Below are 16,960 nucleotides of genomic sequence, written 5' to 3'. Positions count from 1 at the left end.
ATACATCGGGATCGCAATGACATTTAGAAGAAGCAAGTAATGAGAACAAAAAATATCATCCCAACCACTCCAACCGCAAAACCTCGTGTCAATGTAGTTACTTTAGGCTGCTCCAAAAACATCTACGACTCCGAAGTGCTGATGGGCCAGCTTAAAGGCAACCAATTTGATGTAGTACACGAGAGCGGCAACCTGCGCAGCGATGATATCATCGTGATCAATACCTGCGGCTTCATCGATAACGCCAAGCAGGAATCCATCGATACCATCTTACAATACTCCGAGCTGAAGGAACAGGGCAAGGTAGGCAAGGTTATCGTTACCGGATGCCTGTCCGAACGTTACAAACCCGAGCTCGAGGCCGAGATCACCAACGTGGATAATTACTTTGGCACCAACGATCTGCAAAACCTGCTGCACAGCGTTGGCGCCGATTATAAGCACGAGCTTATCGGCGAACGCTTGCTCACCACGCCATCGCATTTCGCTTACTTTAAAATTGCCGAGGGCTGTAACCGTCCATGCTCGTTCTGCGCCATCCCGCTAATGCGCGGCAAGCACGTGAGCACTCCGATGGACGAGTTGGTGAACAATGCCAGATCCTTAGCCAAAAACGGCACTAAGGAGTTGATCCTGATCGCACAGGATTTAACCTACTACGGCCTCGACCTGTATGGAAAACGTAATCTCGACGAATTATTGCGTCGATTGAGTGATGTTGAGGGTATCGAATGGATCCGCCTGCAATATGCCTATCCATCCGGCTTCCCGATGGAGATTCTGGATGTGATGAACGAACGCTCAAACATCTGCAATTACCTCGATATGCCTTTGCAGCACATCAGTGATAACATGCTCAAATCGATGCGCCGGGGCATCACCAAACAAAAAACGATCGACCTGGTAAACGCCATCCGCGATAAAGTGCCCAGCATGGCTTTGCGCACCACACTGATAACCGGCTATCCCGGCGAAACCGAACAGGATTTTGAAGAAATGCTGCAATGGGTTGAAGATACCCGTTTCGACCGTTTGGGCTGCTTTACCTACTCGCACGAAGAAAAAACCCACGCTCACCAACTGGAAGACGATGTGCCCGAAGCAATAAAACAGGAGCGCTCGGACGCCATAATGGAAGTGCAGCAAGGCATCTCGTTCGAGAAGAACCAGGAGCGCATTGGCGAAACTTATAAAGTGCTGATCGATAAGAAGGAAGGGGCGTACTTTGTCGGCCGCACCGAGTTCGATTCGCCCGAGGTAGATAACGAGGTATTGATCGATGCCAGCAAACACTACGCTACCGCAGGCACTTTTGTAAATGTGAAGATAGATACCGCCGAAGACTTTGACCTTTATGGACAAATTGTAAAATAATTTACACATACGGTGTAATTACTTTAATGATTTTACATTTGGGGCAATGGATGCTCACTGTATCAACTATGCCGACACCGGTTTTTTTTCGAAAACCATAACCGACTACCTGGATAACGATCCTGCTCTTGCACCATTTTACGGCCATCGTCCCACGTTTGAAGGCTTTGAACAATTGCTCAAAACCAAAAAAGTAACTGCCGATCGTGAGGTTCTGGTTGAGGTTTTAACTGAACAGTATAATCGGTTGTCGGTGGTCAGTAGTGAGTTATCAGTTCTGTCTACGCAGAATATTGAAGCGCTCCGCGCTAATAATACTTATACTATTACAACCGGTCACCAATTGAATATCTTTACCGGTCCGTTGTATTTTATCTTTAAGATCGCCACAGCCATTAAGCTTGCGCGACAGTTGAAGGAGCGTTTCCCGGATAAAAATTTCGTTCCCGTTTACTGGATGGCGTCCGAAGATCACGATTTTGCCGAGATCAACCACACCAAAACAGGCGATAAAAAAATAGAGTGGCCAATGGAAGCCGCAGGCGCTACCGGCCGTTTAGCCACCAAAACCATCCGCCAGGCGCTTAACCAATACAAAGGTGTTTTAGGCCTGGCAGGCAATGCGCCCCAACTGGCCGAAATTGTGGAGACAGCTTATACCAGATTTGATAAACTGGCCGATGCCACCCGCTACCTGGTCAATGCCCTTTTCGGCGAATATGGCTTAGTGATTATCGATGCCGACGATGCCCGTTTAAAACAACAGTTCGCGCCGATAATTGAGCAGGATATCATCGGGCAAAACAGCTTTAAGCACATATCCGATAGTAACGCCGCGCTGCAAAAGCTGGGCGTACACATCCAGGTTAACCCGCGCGAGATCAATTTCTTTTACTTGTTGGATGGTTTGCGCGAACGTATTGTTTTCGAAAACAACGTTTACGAAGTTTTAGGTTCGGATATCCGTTTTACCGAAGCCGAACTCCGCACCGAAATAGAGCAACACCCCGAAAGGTTTAGCCCCAACGTAGTGATGCGCCCGCTTTACCAGGAAGTAATACTGCCAAACTTAGCTTACATTGGCGGCGGTGCCGAAGTGGTTTACTGGCTCGAGTTAAAATCAAACTTCGATCATTATGGCATCGGTTTCCCGGTATTGATCCTGCGCAATTCGGGCATGTTGGTGACTAAGGAAGTTGCATCGCACATCAAAAATACAGGTTTTATGATCGCCGATATTTTTAAACCCGCCGACGCTTTAAAAACCGGATGGGTAAAACAACATACCGAACAAAACCTAACCCTCAATGCCGAGTGGCTGGAAATGCTTGGTGTTTTTGAAAAAATTAAGGCCCATGCCGCGCACATCGATGCTACGCTTGCCCCATCAACCGATGCTATCCGCGCGCGCCTGAAACACGCCATCGAAAGCCTCGAACGCAAGATGCTCAAAGCCGAAAAGCGGAACCACGAGGTACGCCTGGAGCAAATCGATAAGTTTAAACAAGCGCTCTTCCCCGGCGGTGGCTTACAGGAGCGCAGCCAGAACTTCGGCCCCTTTTACGTAAAATGGGGACAGCAACTGATTACCGATCTGATCGAAAACTTCGAACCGCTGGAATTTAAGTTTACGGTGCTGACGGAATAGCCCATAGTCGATAGTCCATGGTCCATAGCTTTCCACGCGTCATTGCGAACGATAGTGAAGCAATTTCTACAAAGGACAATCGACAACATCCTGCCGCACCTTATAGCGTGGAGAGCGCTTCATACCTTACAGCAATGACGCCCGTAGAAAAAGTGCAGGCTTGGCTATTCATTTTATCTCGGGTGCCGTTTCCAATAAATGTTTAACGTACAACTCCCATTCAGCTTGTTTTATTTTGTTTTTGCTGTGATCTGTCTCTTCGTCATACTTCTGCTGCATCTCTGTTGCCGACTTAAATACACTTGCTACAATATCTAAAACTTCATTCTTATAATTTGCTGTATAGGCCTTTTTATTTAGTTCAATAAACAATTCACGCGCAAATATTTCACTGATATCAAAGTGTAATTGTTCATGTGCCAGTAAAGCATTTGTTTGCTTATCAGCTTTGCTCCATGATCTGCTCCTATCAATCGCTCCCTCCACTTTAAATTTCAGGGTATAAATCCCGTTCTTTAACGACCAATGATATGAATACGGCATGTGCCAGTTCGTCATCGCGCCAAAAGAGCTTGGTGTATCAAGCGTACCCTTAAAATCACTCCACGTTAATAATGAATCTTTTTCCCATTTCTTATAATTGTTTTGTGCAAGCAGATTAGATGTGGTTAACGAAAAAGAGAAAAACATCAAAAATAAAGTCTTTACCATTATTCTTGAAATACTAACGGGAGCCATTAATATCATTTCCCTTCCGTATACTTCTTAAAATTATTTAAAATAGCCTGCCAGCCGGCTTGCTGCATTTCTACCGGGTTAGTGCCCTCGGCTTCAAAGGTTTCAACAATATGGGTGCTGTGGCCATCTTCCGAAGAGAACTTAACCGTTACCTTCCGGCCATCGCCAATAGTATAGGCAATATACTCCTCGGCTTCCACATCATCGTATACACCGCCAAAATCAAAGCTGAAGCTGCCATCTTTCGCAGCCATGGTCGAGCTGAAGGTACCGCCTTTGCGCAGGTCATTTTCGGCTGCCGGACAATGCCAGTCGTCGGATGCGAAGGCCCATTTTGTGATATGTTCCGGTTCGTTCCAGTATTCCCACACCCGGCCTATAGGTGCATTAACGGTTGCTTCGACAGTGATCCTGGTAGCCATAACTTCTTGATATTGGTTTATACAGCGATTTACAAAAAATCGGCAAGATATATACTTACACAAATGTTATTTGTTTGTTATTTTTTTGAAAATAGCTTTTATCAGCTCAAACAGGCTGATCTTGATGAAGCAAACGGCAATTATAAAACCAGCCAAAAAAGCCGCCTGCTATGAGCAATAACAGGCGGCCATTCAATCTTACTTACCTCAATTATGCGACATCGCGCATAGCCTTAATTTCGTCGTGGTCGCTTCGTAAGCGCATTTGTTGCCGGGTGATGATCTCACGCAGGAAGGCCGGCAGTTCATCGTCATCCAAAGCTTCGCGGTAAGCACGCTGGGCGGCATCTTCGCCGTACTCGCAGCTCTCTAAAATAGCTTTACGGCCGTTGCCGGTAAATACAGCTTTGACCTCCATCCAGGCGCGGTAAATTTTACCGCTTGTGGTGCTGCCGGTATCCATATCTTCGCCCAGGGCCTGAATCTCGGTACCCAGTTCCATTTTGCATTGGTGGCTGTCGGCAATAAAACGGCTGAAGACCTCTTTCAGGTCGGCATTTTCGTCGCCGGCTTCTTTTATCGCACGTTCGTAACCCGCTATACGGTCGTTATTGATCTGAACCAGGTCGTTCAGTACATCGATTGTTGCTTCCTTGGTTTCCATAGTATTTCTGTTGTTTATACTATCTACAACCAAAGCGCAAATGTAATGTTTTGATTAATTTAATTTCTTTTAGAGAAATTATAATGAGATAAAACAGCCGGGTGTATCATGATGAGCTTGCCGAAATAGGGTAGGCAAGCCATCACGCTACCTTCGACGTGCTCAGTAAGACATCGGGTTTTATCTGTTACCCCAGTAAATTCTTGACAAATTCGGGTTTTTGGCGGCAGTTGGTAGCCTGTTCAAAAGCATAAGCTAACTTAATCAGCTCACCTTCGCTGTATGCTTTGCCGAAGAATGAAAAACCGATAGGCAAATGGTGCACCGCACCCATCGGCACGGTAATATGCGGGTAACCGGCCATGGCAGCAGGCGAGGAGAACGAAAATCCGGTATCGTAATCGCCATTGGCCAGATCGATGGTACAGGCCAGCCCGTTGGTGGTGCCGCAAATCGCATCAAGGTTGCTTTCTTTCATAACGGTGTCGATAGCTTTGCGCGTACCGTCGCGGCTGATCTTCAGGGCGTCGAGATATTCTTTGCTGTTCAGGTCGCCTTTGGTAAGGGCAAGTTCCAGTGTTTCCTGCTTAAAATAAGGCATGGTTCTATCCTTATTGTTTTTGTTGAACTCTACCACATCTTTAATGTTTTTGATTTGATTGGTAGAGCCTGCCAGGTATTTATTCAAACCATCCTTAAACTCGTACACCAAAACCGTAAACTCGGCCTTGCCCATATCTTTCAGCTTGCCGAGCAGGTCGATCTCAACAATTGTTGCGCCTTGCGCTTTGAGCACATCAATGGTTTTGTTCAGCAAAGCAACCACATCCTCGTTGGCGCCTTTGAGGAAGGATTTTTCGAATCCGAGGCGTTTACCTTTTAACCCCTTGCTATCTAAAAATACTGTGTAATCTTTTTCAGGTTTGCTATCGGCTGTAGCCGGATCATTTGCATCAACGCCGGTTAAAACACTTAGCAAAGTAGCTGCATCGGCAACGGTGCGCGCCATCGGGCCGGCGGTATCCTGTGTTTTGGAGATAGGGATGATGCCCGAACGGCTCAGTAAACCCACTGTAGGTTTGATGCCAACCAGCCCGCTTACCGACGATGGGGATACGATAGAACCATCGGTTTCGGTGCCGATACCCACGGCGCATAAGTTTGCCGCGATGCCCGCGCCTGTGCCCGAGCTCGACCCGCTGGGGTTGCGATCGAGAATGTACGGCATGCGCGTTTGCCCGCCGCGGCTGCTCCAGCCGCTGGTCGAGCGGCTCGAACGGAAGTTGGCCCACTCGCTCAGATTGGTTTTACCCAGTATTACCGCGCCTGCGGCGCGCAATTGCTTAATAATAAATGCATCATCGGGCGCGTGGTTGCCTTTAAGCGCCAGTGCCCCGGCGGTTGTCATCATTTTATCTCCCGTGTTGATATTATCTTTGATGAGCACAGGTATGCCATGCATCGGCCCGCGCAGTTTCCCGGCCTGGCGTTCTTTATCCAGTTTATCGGCAATGTGCAGCGCATCGGGGTTGAGCTCAATAACGGCGTTGAGTTTTGGCCCCTTTTTATCAATAGCCTCAATGCGTTTTAAATAGCGTTCGGCAATTGAGCGGGCGGTGTATTCGCCGCTTTTCATTTTATCCTGCAAAGCGGCAATCGTAATCTCGTTCAGTTCAAAGTTATCCGTGGTATCGTTGTCGTTGCTGTCTTTTTGCTGTTCGGCAGGGGCGGGAGCGGTGTTGCACGATGCGGCCAGAACCGATGTTAAAGCCAGGCCCGCCAGCGAGCCCGCTTTGATAAAGTCTTTACGGAGCATATTTTATAGGATAAGGTACTGATATACCCTATAAATATAACAACAAAATTATTCTTCGGCTTTCTCTTGCTCTGCTTTATTTGCGGCATCCAGTTCTTCGTTCAATATGATCGCTTCTTCGACCGAATGGCTCTGGGTGTTGGATGGCGCTTTTTGCGTAAGTTCGACCAGTTTGCGGTAATGCTCGTACAGGGTATTTAATTCGGTTTCGCTCAGGTCCTGGATGTTGAGCAGGCGGTTACTGGCCGAGTTGTTGGCAGCGATGAGCTCATTCAGTTTTAATTGTACAGCTATCGACTCTTTATTTTGCGAACGCTGGATGAGGAACACCATCAAAAAGGTAATGATGGATGTACCGGTGTTGACAATAAGCAGCCAGGTGTTAGAGTAGGCGAACACCGGCCCCGTAACGAGCCATATCAATACCAGCCCTGAGGCTATACCAAACATGGCGCTGGTAGCGCTGAAGTTGATGATAACGGTGCTGATCCGCTCAAATCTGGAGGTTTTCTCCTTAATATCGTCATTAGGGTTCATAACATAAAAAGTTTGGTTAGTGCTAAACAATTTATACGCTGTATAGTTTTTGCCGCATGAGCAGGGATATATCTGTAAATCGTCAAAAAACAAACCCAATATCGACGGGTAAAAGCTAATTGTAGTTATTTGCGGCATGAATACCTCTGCCGAAAAACATGAGCACCCTCAGCTCACTAATGTCATCCTTTGGGTAATGACCATAGCCACTGGTTTGGTAGTAGCCAATTTATACTATAACCAGCCCTTACTCGGGCAGATATCGGTCACCTTTCATATCGGCGAAGATAAAGCGCAACTGGTATCGATGCTTACGCAGATGGGCTATGCCACCGGTATGCTGCTCATTGTACCTATGGCCGATATGAAGAGGCGCAAAAAGCTGATGATGGTGGATTTTATTTTTATTGTGATGGCGCTATTGCTGGCAGCGTTTTCGCCAACGATCAATATATTAATGGCGGCCAGTTTTTTGATAGGCGCTTCATCCACCATACCGCAGATGCTGGTACCCATGACGGCCCACCTGGCCCGGCCGCACGAGCGGGGTAAAAAAGTGGGCGTGGTAATGAGCGGCTTGTTAATCGGTATTTTGCTTTCGCGAACGGTTAGCGGCTTCATAGGTTTTCACTTTGGCTGGCGGGGCATGTTTTTAATTGCCGCGGGTTTGATGCTGGTGATCTGGCTGCTGTTGTTTTTGATGCTGCCCGAAATAGAGCCCCAGTATGAAGGCAATTACGGCGCCCTGATGCGCTCGCTGCTTACGCTGATTAAGGAAGAACCTAAACTGCGTTTGGCAGCAGTTCGCGGCGCATTATGTTTTGCCTGCTTCGGCGCTTTTTGGACCACGCTCACCTTTCTGCTCAAGCAACCGCAATTTGGTGGCAGCAGCCAAATGGCGGGTATGTTTGGCCTGGTAGGCGTATTCGGCGCGCTGGGCGCATCGGTGATGGGGCGTGTGAGCGATAAGATGAACCCCCACCACGTTATCACACTGGCAATATCGCTTGTGGTGCTTTCGTTCATCATATTCGGTTTATCGAGCCATAGCCTGGTGGGTTTGGTTATCGGCGTTATCCTGCTGGATATGGGGGTGCAATCGACCCACATCAGCAACCAGATCATGATATTTGCTTTAAGGCCCGAGGCCCGTAACCGGCTCAATACGGTTTACATGGTATCGTATTTTTTAGGCGGAGCGTTTGGTACGTATATCGCCAGCTTGTTGTGGAACGATTACCAATGGACGGGCGTTTGCATAATGGGCGGTTCGTTTTCGGCCCTTGCTTTACTCATCCATGTATTCAGTCACAGCATTGTGCACGATCAGGAAACAGTTATGACCGTCGAATAGAAAGCGGTCCTTATCATTTGCACATCTGCACATTTTCATTAATCATTGACCACTACCGCCGACACGGTGTAGCTTTTTACAAACTATTTTCCGGGCGGGATAACCGCGGAACGATTTATCGAACGGTTTAAAAAATCGCTTTAAACCGCTGGTACGTAAATCAGTCAAAAAAACCGGGCCGCTTTAGCGATGATTGGCATTTATTTGGCAATAGTATCCACGAAAGGATACAACGATGGAAACTGTCAAGAAAAGCGTACCTGCTGCCGACGATCAGACATGGGAAAACCCGGCGAACCCGGAAGCCCCGTCAGATGAGCGGGAGAAAGAGCAAATCGAGCGTCAGTTTGAAGAGGCCAAGAGAAGAAACGATAACCTGACCGATAGCGAAGAAATAAAGAAACAACAACATTAAAAATCAAACGATAACCTTAAAAACAAACTGACCATGAAAGCTATAAAATCAACACCGGTAACCCAGAAAATGATCAATCGTTTCGACAGGGAATTAAAAGCACTTTTGATGAATGATTTGAAAGCCATTAAAGCTGCCAAAACAAAAATATTAAGCCGCATCCACCAGGCCACTAACCTATCGGTTGCCTGATCATCATATATTTTCATCTACCTCTGAAAACATCAGGCCCCGGGGATATCTCCACGGGGCCTATTTTTTTGAGGTGAATTTTACGATCAGTGCGGCTGCTTTGGCCGATGCGCCGGGCTGGCCCATCCGCGCGTCGAGTTCGTCATAACTTTTAAGCATGGCCTGGCGGTAATCCTGATCATGCAACAGGTTGTGCAGCTCGGTTTTAACGTTTGCTTCGTTATAATCGCCCTGTATCAGTTCCTTCACCACCAGCCGGTCCATAATTAAATTTACGAGCGATATAAAACCAATTTTGATGAGCACCCTGGCTATACCTATAGTTAGCGCGTTCCCTTTATAAACCACAACCTGCGGCACGTTAAACAAAGCGGTTTCGAGCGTTGCGGTGCCCGATGCTACGATAGCCGCTCGGGCGTTGCTCAGTAAATTATACGTATTGTTAAACACCACCGGGATAGGGGCGCTACCCGTAAAAAACCGGTTATAAAATGCGATATTAAACGATGGCGCTCCCGCAATCACAAATTGATACTGCGGAAACTGTTTGGCGACGGATACCATCAGCGGAAGCAGGTAATTGATCTCCTGCTTGCGGCTGCCGGGCAAAAGGGCCACGATAGGTTTATCGGTAAGCAAACTGTTTGCTATAAAACCAGGGTCGGGCTTAAAAGCGGCTATGGCATCCAAAAGCGGGTTGCCGATATAATCCACATCCATACCCCACGATTTATAAAAATCAACCTCGAACGGCAGGATACAGAACATGTGGTCGACCACGCGTTTGATCCTGAGTACGCGCTTCTGGTTCCAGGCCCAAACCTTGGGCGATATGTAATAGCAAACCTTAATGCCCTGCTGTTTGGCGAATGAGGCTATCTTGAGGTTAAAACCCGGGAAATCGATGAGGATCAGTACATCGGGCTGATATTTCAGGATATCCTGTTTACAGGTTTTTAAATTATTTAAAATAGCGGGCAGATTGGCCACCACCTCAACAAAACCCATAAAGGCCATATCGGCATAATGTTTTACCAGTCTGCCGCCCTGGGCCTGCATCAGGTCGCCACCAAAATAGCGGAAACCGGCCTGCGGGTCGCGCTCCTTCAACGCTTTCATCAGGTTGGCGCCGTGCAGGTCGCCCGAGGCTTCGCCGGCTACCAGGTAATATCGCATGCTATATGGTTTTGTGTGCTGTTCATCGCGAAAGCAAAAATGTAAAATATTTTACCACCTGCACTATGCAGCTGTAATTTTTATGGTTGCGTAACACAAAGGCATGTTGTAATTTGGGCGTATTGAATTGATCCGACCGCGTTTGTATAATGGCTTGTTTTTTAGTTGATTGTAATCTGGTGGGATAACAATTCGGTTACAAGTTCAACCCCGGAAGCCTTTGGCAGTCTAATTGATTGAATTAAACAGCAACGATCGACCTTTAAAAAGAAAATGAAAAAACTCGCGTTCATCATGACCGCTATGGCACTGGGTGCTACGGCGTTTGCACAAAAGATAGTTCCGAAGATCAAATCGAACAGCGTGATCAACTACGTGTACAGCAGCGATGGGCAATCGCTGCCTATGGTACTGACGTTTAACAGCCTTGGCAACCCGACTAAAATGGACTGGAGCATTGACGGTTACGGGCAGGGGTCGTACGAAATGTCGGCAAAGGCACTTGAAAGCGGTAAAGGGATGGATTTTAAAGCACCCGAGCCAGATGTGCTTACCAAACTACCCGATTACAAAACCGTGGCCTGTATATCAAAAAACGCCTTTAACAACCTGGTGAAAACCAAAGAGTTTGAATACAACGATATTAAATACAGCGTTGCAGCGACAGATACTGCCGATATTAAAATCAACAACCAGGCGCTTGATGTGATACACGCGGTGGCTACCAACGGTAAAGGAGAGATGTGGGTGCTGAACAACCCCGATTTCCCGCTGATATGCCGCACCAAAAACAACGCCGACGGTACCGACCTTAACCTGGTAAGCATACAGTAAGCCGTTGGTTATCAACATAAACAGTATTTTTCAACAGCACCGAAAGACAACCTTTTGTTAATCTGCCCTTAACAGGCCGTGCCTAATTTCGGGGCATGAAAAAAATTTACGGATGCTTGTTACTCGCGCTTACCGGCCAGGCCGCATTGGCGCAAAAGTTTGTTCCGCAAATTAAGAGCGGAACCGAGATGGGCTACACCATCTCGTTAAAAGACCAGGCAGTAGCTTTTTCGTTAACGCTGAGCGCCACGCGCGACTCGCTGAAAATGAAATGGCACGTTGAAGATTACGGATCGGGCAACTATGTGATGAGCACTAAAAGCCTGCAAAGCGGAATAGGGATGCACCTGGAGTCGCCCGAGCCTAATGCCAACATCGAACTCCCCGAAACCGAAACCCTGGCCTTTATTTCGAAGGATGCTTTTAAGGACATCACCCAGAAACAGGAGATGGAGTTTGGCGATGTGAAATACGTGCTGAGCAAGAACCAGTTATCGGATATAAAGATCGGCAACAAGCAGCTTGATGTGATACACGCCCAGGCGGCTAACGGCAAAACCGAACTTTGGATTTTGAATAACCCCGATTTTCCGCTCATCTGCAAAACCAAAAACGGTTCGGAAGGTGTCGATCTGGAAATTGACTATATAAAATAAGATAAGCAGGCCGCTTGTTTTTTGCAGTGTTATTGTATTTGTAGAAATATAATTACATTTAACACTATGAAAAAAACCGGCCTGTTTGTTTTTATGCTTTTTGCTATCCGGATAGCCGCTGCGCAAAACATTGTGCCCCAGATTGGCGTTGGCAGCGTGCTTAACTACACCGTAATTTCTACAGCAACAGGCCAGCAAATACCCCTTACGCTTAACTTTATATCGATGAACGACCCGATGAAGCTGAAATGGACGCTCACCGGGTTGGGAACGGGCAGCTTTATTATCCCTGCTAAAGCTTTGGAAAGCGGCACCAAAATGCGCCTTGAAGAACCTATGCCCGGTACCGATACCCAGTTTGGCGATAGCGAAACCATTATGTTCATATCAAAAGCAGCGTTTAGCGATATGCTGAAAACCCGGCAGCTTGCCATTAACAGGGCAAAGTTTACGGTTAATCAAACCACCGAAGCACTACAGGTTAACGATAAACCCATCGATGTTTACCATGCAGTTACTGCTAATGGCAAAGTTGAGGTATGGATATTGAACAATCCGAATATGCCGTTGATATGCAAATTTAAAGGTAACCCCGGTGGCATCGATTTCGACCTGACGCATTATAAAGAGTAAGCAATATGACAGCTAAAAAAAGTAAAGCAAGCGTAGCCGTAACTGTTTTGTGGTGCGGTTTGTTGGTAGGTACTTTAGATATCCTGGCGGCATTTGCCAATGCTTATCTGTCGTTTGACAAAGGCCCTATATTCGTATTGAAATATATTGCTACATCTTTGTTTGGTGTATCTGCATTTAACGGTGGCACCGAGATGGTGGTATGCGGCTTGTTGATACACTATGCTATAGCGTACTTTTTTACAGCCTTGTTTATTGTTTTATACCCGCGCCTGGGTGGGGCAAGTCAGAATAATATACTGATCGGGGTATTGTACGGTATAGGTATATGGTTATTGATGAATTTGATAGTTGTTCCTTTAACTAAAACACCCGCAGGCCATATACACGCAAAGCAGGTTATCATCAACTGTTTGATACTTATTGTGATGATCGGTGTGCCCTTATCTATTTTTACCAGTAATTTTTATTCCGCTAAGAAACGCTAAAGCTCCAGCTGTTTAAGGTGGGGATGGCGTGATGCGCCGTGAGATCGAACTGCACGGGTACTACCGATGCATAATTGTGATCGAGCGCCCAGATGTCGGTATCTTCGCCTTTATCGTTGTTTTCGAGCACGCCGGTAAGCCAGTAATAATGGCGCTTGTAGGGGTCGAGCCGCTCGTCAAACTCTTCGGCCCACTTGGCGTTGGCCTGGCGGCATATTTTAACCCCTTTGATATCTTTAGTGTTCGGAAAGTTGACGTTAAGCAGCGTGCCTATCGGCAAGCCGTTTTGCAGTACCTGCAGGGCTATAGTTTTAACAAACTTAAGGCAATGGCTAAAATCAGCTTCGAGCGTATAATCATCCAGCGAAAAACCGATGGATGGAATACTTTCGATAGCGCCCTCTACAGCTGCCGACATCGTGCCCGAATACAAAACGTTGATGGCATTATTTAAACCATGATTGATACCTGATACACACAGATCCGGCTTTTTACCTTTAAATATTTTGGTGACGGCGAGTTTAACACAATCAACCGGGGTGCCCGAGCAGCGGTACATTTCGACACCCTCGTAAATATCAACCCTGTCGAGCCGCAACGGTTTACCAATGGTGATGGCATGGCCCATGCCTGATTGCGGGCTGTCGGGCGCAACTACTACTACATGGCCTATGCCCTGCATGGTTTCGGTAAGCGCTTTTATACCCGGCGCAGTTATGCCATCATCGTTTACTACAAGTATGGTAGGTTTGGTTTTCATATAGGGCAAAGGTAACGATCAGGAGCCCTTGCAGAACAAATAATTTTTTATCCAGGATTTTCTGTTTATCCTGGCAGTTCTCCGTACTGCTGAGAATGATATTTATTAGCTTTTAACAAGTTTTTTTCAGGTGGGATATAACTGCAGTATGATCTGTCTCTTATAAAGCCATCGTTTTGAAAGTGTTAAATATTTGTTAAAATTTTTACGAAAGTCATACTAAAATAGTAGACTATTTATAAAATTGTTTTGTTTGTGACAGTTTTATTACAAAAAAAATTTGCACCATGTTTACATAAGTGTTACTTTTACACCATCAAATCAACAGCAATGTTGATTGTTTTAGAAAAGTCTTCTCATAATTTAGGTTTATAATTGGTTAGTAAAAGCCTCCTGCCCATCAGGAGGCTTTACTGTTTTACAGACAACCGGTTTTTTATTAAACAATAATTTGTACGGAAAGACTTTTTTATTACTTTTGCCACCCGCAACGGGGGATTAGCTCAGCTGGCTAGAGCGCTTGCATGGCATGCAAGAGGTCATCGGTTCGACTCCGATATTCTCCACTAAAAAATTAAGGCTTTACGATTTTTTCGTGAAGCTTTTTTTATTTTAGATCATGGATAAATCCGCGCATTAATTAAACTAACAATTTGTTAATCAGCGTTGCAGGCAACCCCGCGGCCCAAAATGCAGTATGTACCATTGATCAATAGCTTATTAAGTACAACAAGTAATATGCTTATGCGAAAATCGATAACAATACCCGTTTTGCTGACCGTTGTATGTGCTTTTGTGGCTTGTAAAAAAACAATGCCCGATCCCTCTTCCTCAGGCACAACTGGCAATAAAATTTCGGGTACGTGGAGGCTCGACTCCTTGATCTCTGTTTTTCGCGATACTACAGGATATGTCAGGGGTACACAGTTGTACCCTATGCAACCCGGTGTTGTTTCTTATTTTCAATTCAATAACGATGGCACCTGGAGCCAGGCGTTCACTTTTGGTAATACGGCTCCCGATCTGACCGCAAGCAGCGGTACTTACGTCCTAAAATCGGATACCACTTTTGAGATGATCGCTGCGAACAACCAGGTTTTGCCTTGCAAAATAACCCGGCTAACCCCTGCAGCGTTTACCTTTCACCGCACTACCTCAACTTTATTTGATGGCATAACGCCCGGTACTATCGAGCGTATATTTATACTTAAAAAGTAGGCGATATCATTTCTTACACCAACGCAACCACGCCGAATACGAGGATCATCAACGCTACAAAAAAATAGATGACCGATATGCCAAAAAAGGTCGACCATCGCAGCCAGTTTACAAATTGTTTGCCCATTTGAACGATGGTATCGTCGGTATCCTTGATAATCAGGTAACTACTCTCTTTGGTTTGTTCGGTGCGGGCCTTTTTCTCCTGTTCGTATTTAAGATGTTCAGGTTCGAGTTGTGCACCGCAGTGCGGGCATTTTGCATCTACTTTACCAGTCCAGTTGCTCCATTGAGCGCAAACAGGACATTTTATTTCGCTTAGCTGGCTCATGATTGAAATCAATTATATTAAAAAACAAATCCGGTTCGGGTTATAATTTATAACGCCGTAGTGGTATAAAAGATTTAATTAGTTCGAACTTTATTTAGGTCAATTGATATTGGCTGTAAGGATTATATATTAAATATAAGCAAAAAAGCCGGGAACAAAGCCGCAATTTTTTAATTTTTATGGCGGGGGTTAAACGCCGGGCCAGCTTGCTATAGCAAAAATATAAGTCTTAGGAGTTATCAGGCGAGGTTATGATCGCTTCGCCGGCGGCGTTAATGGTAACGCAGCAGTTGCGTACGGAGATGTGGTGCTTAAACCGTTCGATGTCTTCCATCCAGTCGCGCGAGGTAAATACCGGGGCTTCGATATTTACCGATTCTACCAATACTTCCTGGCCGTCGAGTATCAGCCGCCAGCATAGCGTTTGTCCGTCACTGTCAGTATTATAGCGTATCTGTGCAAGCGTAACTTGTTTATCAGTCATTTATCCGGCTGTTGGTTTATAAAAATGGGTCAGTAAGCAAATGTATTTAAAATGCTTGCAACCACAAAACGGCACAGCGGTCACGGATGCTTTAAGCCCCTGAATTTATGCGATTTCGAAAAACTCTTGTCGCCTGATTCTATTGTCCCGCACATGGGTATTTATGGGTATTTCAACAGTATTTCCGGTTTTATCCTCTTCCATTAGCTCCAAATGCACTTTTTCAGTATTCCATACCCATCGGGCACATGGGTACGGCATGGGTATTAATGGGTATACCCATGTGTGTTGTGAAGGTGTAACGCATTCAGCTTCGAATGCTTTGGCTAAACATACAATATACGGATTTTTTGGGAGAAATAACAAAAAACCCGCAGTTTTTTAGGCCTGCGGATTTTTAATAAACAAGATTTTTACAGTATCGACCGGATCAACCCGCCCTCAACCCGGATAGCTGCCCCGTTGGTAGCCGAAGCCAGAGGGCTCACATAATACGTTACCGTATTGGCCACCTCGGTTACCGTAGCAAAGCGCTGCAGGAGCGATGTGGGCCGCAAATTTTTAAAAAAGTCGGTTTCAACCTGGGTGGTTGACGTGTTACCCGATTTGGCCATATCTTCGATAAACCCTTCCACTCCGCGCGAGCGTGTGGGCCCCGGCAATATCGAGTTTACGGTAACGCCTGTCCCTTTGGTCAGTTCGGCCAGGCCGCGGCTCACGGCAAGCTGCGCAGTTTTCGTCATGCCGTAATGGATCATCTCGTCGGGGATAAACACCGCCGATTCGCTCGATATAAAAATGATGCGCCCCCAGTTTTTGGCCAGCATTTTGGGCAGCAGGTGGCGCGAGAGCCGCACGCCGCTCATCACGTTCACATCAAAAAAACGAAACCAGTCTTCGTCGGGGATATCGGTAAAAGCCTTGGGCTCAAATATCCCGGCGTTATTGATCAGGATATCCACATCGGGCAGTTTGCCGATCAGTTCGTACACCTCTTCGGGTTTCGAAAAGTCGGCTGCGATGCCCCTTACATCAGCTTCGTTGCTCACCTGTTTTAATTCGGCAACCGCCTTATCGATACTGGCGGGTGTGCGGCCGTTGATGATCACCGAAGCGCCCTCGCGCAATAAACTTTCGGCAATGGCAAAGCCTATGCCCGCCGTCGAACCGCTGATAAAAGCAGTCTTATTTTTTAGTTCGAGATTCATAGCTATTTGATT

Annotated in this window: 20 protein-coding genes and 1 tRNA gene; 11 read left to right on the top strand and 10 right to left on the bottom strand. The window is 46.3% G+C overall.

The genetic code is table 11. From position 1 onward, the window contains the following. Window positions 1-39: 39 nt before the first annotated feature. Entirely contained in the window at window positions 40-1,374 is a 1,335-nt protein-coding gene (gene rimO, locus BEL04_RS10590) for a 30S ribosomal protein S12 methylthiotransferase RimO (RefSeq protein WP_066003130.1), read from the top strand. A gap of 46 nt (window positions 1,375-1,420) precedes the next feature. Next, the gene (bshC, locus tag BEL04_RS10585) at window positions 1,421-3,022 is read left to right on the top strand and encodes a bacillithiol biosynthesis cysteine-adding enzyme BshC (RefSeq protein ID WP_066003127.1); all 1,602 of its coding nucleotides are present in this window, start codon (window positions 1,421-1,423) and stop codon (window positions 3,020-3,022) included. 168 nt (window positions 3,023-3,190) lie between these two features. Here bshC and BEL04_RS10580 read toward each other — a convergent pair whose 3' ends face one another. The 5 genes from BEL04_RS10580 to BEL04_RS10560 all read right to left on the bottom strand — a co-directional run bounded on the left by BEL04_RS10580 (window position 3,191) and on the right by BEL04_RS10560 (window position 7,199). After that, window positions 3,191-3,733, bottom strand: coding sequence for a DUF922 domain-containing protein (locus BEL04_RS10580; protein WP_175404048.1), 543 nt, complete (start codon window positions 3,731-3,733; stop codon window positions 3,191-3,193). Between the two features lie 32 nt (window positions 3,734-3,765). Continuing rightward, a complete protein-coding gene (locus BEL04_RS10575) occupies window positions 3,766-4,182 on the bottom strand; it encodes an SRPBCC family protein (RefSeq protein WP_066003124.1) in 417 nt (138 codons plus the stop codon). Between the two features lie 211 nt (window positions 4,183-4,393). Continuing rightward, a complete protein-coding gene (locus tag BEL04_RS10570) occupies window positions 4,394-4,846 on the bottom strand; it encodes a PA2169 family four-helix-bundle protein (RefSeq protein WP_066003123.1) in 453 nt (150 codons plus the stop codon). Window positions 4,847-5,033: 187 nt separating this feature from the next. Continuing rightward, entirely contained in the window at window positions 5,034-6,662 is a 1,629-nt protein-coding gene (locus BEL04_RS10565) for an amidase (RefSeq protein ID WP_066003121.1), read from the bottom strand. A 48-nt stretch (window positions 6,663-6,710) separates the two neighbouring features. Continuing rightward, window positions 6,711-7,199: a low affinity iron permease family protein gene (locus BEL04_RS10560; protein WP_066003637.1), complete on the bottom strand. Its 489-nt coding sequence runs from the start codon at window positions 7,197-7,199 to the stop codon at window positions 6,711-6,713. A 136-nt stretch (window positions 7,200-7,335) separates the two neighbouring features. Between BEL04_RS10560 and BEL04_RS10555 the strand changes: the two genes are divergently transcribed. From BEL04_RS10555 to BEL04_RS24275, 3 genes are all read left to right on the top strand, one after another. Next, on the top strand, window positions 7,336-8,553 hold the full coding sequence (locus tag BEL04_RS10555) for an MFS transporter (protein ID WP_066003119.1): 1,218 nt from the start codon (window positions 7,336-7,338) through the stop codon (window positions 8,551-8,553). A gap of 235 nt (window positions 8,554-8,788) precedes the next feature. Further along, window positions 8,789-8,968 (top strand): hypothetical protein, encoded by a 180-nt coding sequence (locus BEL04_RS10550; RefSeq protein ID WP_066003116.1) that lies wholly within the window; start codon window positions 8,789-8,791, stop codon window positions 8,966-8,968. 33 nt (window positions 8,969-9,001) lie between these two features. Next, on the top strand, window positions 9,002-9,160 hold the full coding sequence (locus BEL04_RS24275) for a hypothetical protein (RefSeq protein ID WP_175404047.1): 159 nt from the start codon (window positions 9,002-9,004) through the stop codon (window positions 9,158-9,160). Window positions 9,161-9,220: 60 nt separating this feature from the next. Here BEL04_RS24275 and lpxB read toward each other — a convergent pair whose 3' ends face one another. After that, window positions 9,221-10,336 (bottom strand): lipid-A-disaccharide synthase, encoded by a 1,116-nt coding sequence (lpxB, locus tag BEL04_RS10540; RefSeq protein WP_066003113.1) that lies wholly within the window; start codon window positions 10,334-10,336, stop codon window positions 9,221-9,223. Between the two features lie 273 nt (window positions 10,337-10,609). Between lpxB and BEL04_RS10535 the strand changes: the two genes are divergently transcribed. From BEL04_RS10535 to BEL04_RS10520, 4 genes are all read left to right on the top strand, one after another. Next, complete coding sequence (locus BEL04_RS10535) at window positions 10,610-11,170, top strand: hypothetical protein (RefSeq protein WP_066003112.1); 561 nt, start codon at window positions 10,610-10,612, stop codon at window positions 11,168-11,170. A 95-nt stretch (window positions 11,171-11,265) separates the two neighbouring features. Continuing rightward, window positions 11,266-11,826 carry a hypothetical protein gene (locus BEL04_RS10530; RefSeq protein WP_066003110.1) on the top strand — a complete coding sequence of 187 codons (561 nt, stop codon included), beginning with the start codon at window positions 11,266-11,268 and terminating at the stop codon, window positions 11,824-11,826. A 66-nt stretch (window positions 11,827-11,892) separates the two neighbouring features. Then, entirely contained in the window at window positions 11,893-12,459 is a 567-nt protein-coding gene (locus BEL04_RS10525) for a hypothetical protein (protein WP_066003108.1), read from the top strand. A gap of 5 nt (window positions 12,460-12,464) precedes the next feature. Continuing rightward, a complete protein-coding gene (locus tag BEL04_RS10520) occupies window positions 12,465-12,947 on the top strand; it encodes a hypothetical protein (protein WP_066003105.1) in 483 nt (160 codons plus the stop codon). Here BEL04_RS10520 and surE read toward each other — a convergent pair. Beyond that, window positions 12,934-13,707 (bottom strand): 5'/3'-nucleotidase SurE, encoded by a 774-nt coding sequence (gene surE, locus BEL04_RS10515; protein ID WP_066003103.1) that lies wholly within the window; start codon window positions 13,705-13,707, stop codon window positions 12,934-12,936. The genes BEL04_RS10520 and surE overlap by 14 nt on opposite strands. Window positions 13,708-14,199: 492 nt before the next feature. On the opposite strand from surE, the gene BEL04_RS10510 reads away from it, so the two are divergent. Beyond that, window positions 14,200-14,273: transfer RNA gene (locus BEL04_RS10510), tRNA-Ala, on the top strand. Window positions 14,274-14,451: 178 nt separating this feature from the next. After that, a complete protein-coding gene (locus BEL04_RS10500) occupies window positions 14,452-14,925 on the top strand; it encodes a hypothetical protein (protein WP_175404046.1) in 474 nt (157 codons plus the stop codon). A gap of 13 nt (window positions 14,926-14,938) precedes the next feature. Here the strand turns inward: BEL04_RS10500 and BEL04_RS10495 are convergent, their stop codons facing one another. The 3 genes from BEL04_RS10495 to BEL04_RS10485 form a co-directional block, all read right to left on the bottom strand. After that, window positions 14,939-15,256 carry a hypothetical protein gene (locus BEL04_RS10495; protein ID WP_066003096.1) on the bottom strand — a complete coding sequence of 106 codons (318 nt, stop codon included), beginning with the start codon at window positions 15,254-15,256 and terminating at the stop codon, window positions 14,939-14,941. A gap of 229 nt (window positions 15,257-15,485) precedes the next feature. After that, a complete protein-coding gene (locus BEL04_RS10490) occupies window positions 15,486-15,740 on the bottom strand; it encodes a hypothetical protein (protein WP_066003093.1) in 255 nt (84 codons plus the stop codon). A 413-nt stretch (window positions 15,741-16,153) separates the two neighbouring features. Further along, window positions 16,154-16,948, bottom strand: a complete 795-nt coding sequence (locus tag BEL04_RS10485) for an SDR family NAD(P)-dependent oxidoreductase (protein WP_066003090.1) — start codon at window positions 16,946-16,948, stop codon at window positions 16,154-16,156. Window positions 16,949-16,960: the final 12 nt, after the last annotated feature.

The sequence above is a fragment of the Mucilaginibacter sp. PPCGB 2223 genome, from assembly GCF_001705515.1.
Classification (GTDB): domain Bacteria; phylum Bacteroidota; class Bacteroidia; order Sphingobacteriales; family Sphingobacteriaceae; genus Mucilaginibacter.
The sequence above is the reverse complement of the archived record's forward strand: the minus strand, read 5'-3'. Positions and strand labels throughout refer to the sequence as shown.

What these genes read in the sequence shown, in the direction of transcription:
- rimO (WP_066003130.1), top strand. Translation starts at nt 40, where the DNA reads ATGAGAACAAAAAATATCATCCCAACCACTCCAACCGCAAAACCTCGT.
- bshC (WP_066003127.1), top strand. Translation starts at nt 1,421, where the DNA reads ATGGATGCTCACTGTATCAACTATGCCGACACCGGTTTTTTTTCGAAA.
- BEL04_RS10580 (WP_175404048.1), bottom strand. Translation starts at nt 3,733, where the DNA reads ATGGTAAAGACTTTATTTTTGATGTTTTTCTCTTTTTCGTTAACCACA.
- BEL04_RS10575 (WP_066003124.1), bottom strand. Translation starts at nt 4,182, where the DNA reads ATGGCTACCAGGATCACTGTCGAAGCAACCGTTAATGCACCTATAGGC.
- BEL04_RS10570 (WP_066003123.1), bottom strand. Translation starts at nt 4,846, where the DNA reads ATGGAAACCAAGGAAGCAACAATCGATGTACTGAACGACCTGGTTCAG.
- BEL04_RS10565 (WP_066003121.1), bottom strand. Translation starts at nt 6,662, where the DNA reads ATGCTCCGTAAAGACTTTATCAAAGCGGGCTCGCTGGCGGGCCTGGCT.
- BEL04_RS10560 (WP_066003637.1), bottom strand. Translation starts at nt 7,199, where the DNA reads ATGAACCCTAATGACGATATTAAGGAGAAAACCTCCAGATTTGAGCGG.
- BEL04_RS10555 (WP_066003119.1), top strand. Translation starts at nt 7,336, where the DNA reads ATGAATACCTCTGCCGAAAAACATGAGCACCCTCAGCTCACTAATGTC.
- BEL04_RS10550 (WP_066003116.1), top strand. Translation starts at nt 8,789, where the DNA reads ATGGAAACTGTCAAGAAAAGCGTACCTGCTGCCGACGATCAGACATGG.
- BEL04_RS24275 (WP_175404047.1), top strand. Translation starts at nt 9,002, where the DNA reads ATGAAAGCTATAAAATCAACACCGGTAACCCAGAAAATGATCAATCGT.
- lpxB (WP_066003113.1), bottom strand. Translation starts at nt 10,336, where the DNA reads ATGCGATATTACCTGGTAGCCGGCGAAGCCTCGGGCGACCTGCACGGC.
- BEL04_RS10535 (WP_066003112.1), top strand. Translation starts at nt 10,610, where the DNA reads ATGAAAAAACTCGCGTTCATCATGACCGCTATGGCACTGGGTGCTACG.
- BEL04_RS10530 (WP_066003110.1), top strand. Translation starts at nt 11,266, where the DNA reads ATGAAAAAAATTTACGGATGCTTGTTACTCGCGCTTACCGGCCAGGCC.
- BEL04_RS10525 (WP_066003108.1), top strand. Translation starts at nt 11,893, where the DNA reads ATGAAAAAAACCGGCCTGTTTGTTTTTATGCTTTTTGCTATCCGGATA.
- BEL04_RS10520 (WP_066003105.1), top strand. Translation starts at nt 12,465, where the DNA reads ATGACAGCTAAAAAAAGTAAAGCAAGCGTAGCCGTAACTGTTTTGTGG.
- surE (WP_066003103.1), bottom strand. Translation starts at nt 13,707, where the DNA reads ATGAAAACCAAACCTACCATACTTGTAGTAAACGATGATGGCATAACT.
- BEL04_RS10500 (WP_175404046.1), top strand. Translation starts at nt 14,452, where the DNA reads ATGCGAAAATCGATAACAATACCCGTTTTGCTGACCGTTGTATGTGCT.
- BEL04_RS10495 (WP_066003096.1), bottom strand. Translation starts at nt 15,256, where the DNA reads ATGAGCCAGCTAAGCGAAATAAAATGTCCTGTTTGCGCTCAATGGAGC.
- BEL04_RS10490 (WP_066003093.1), bottom strand. Translation starts at nt 15,740, where the DNA reads ATGACTGATAAACAAGTTACGCTTGCACAGATACGCTATAATACTGAC.
- BEL04_RS10485 (WP_066003090.1), bottom strand. Translation starts at nt 16,948, where the DNA reads ATGAATCTCGAACTAAAAAATAAGACTGCTTTTATCAGCGGTTCGACG.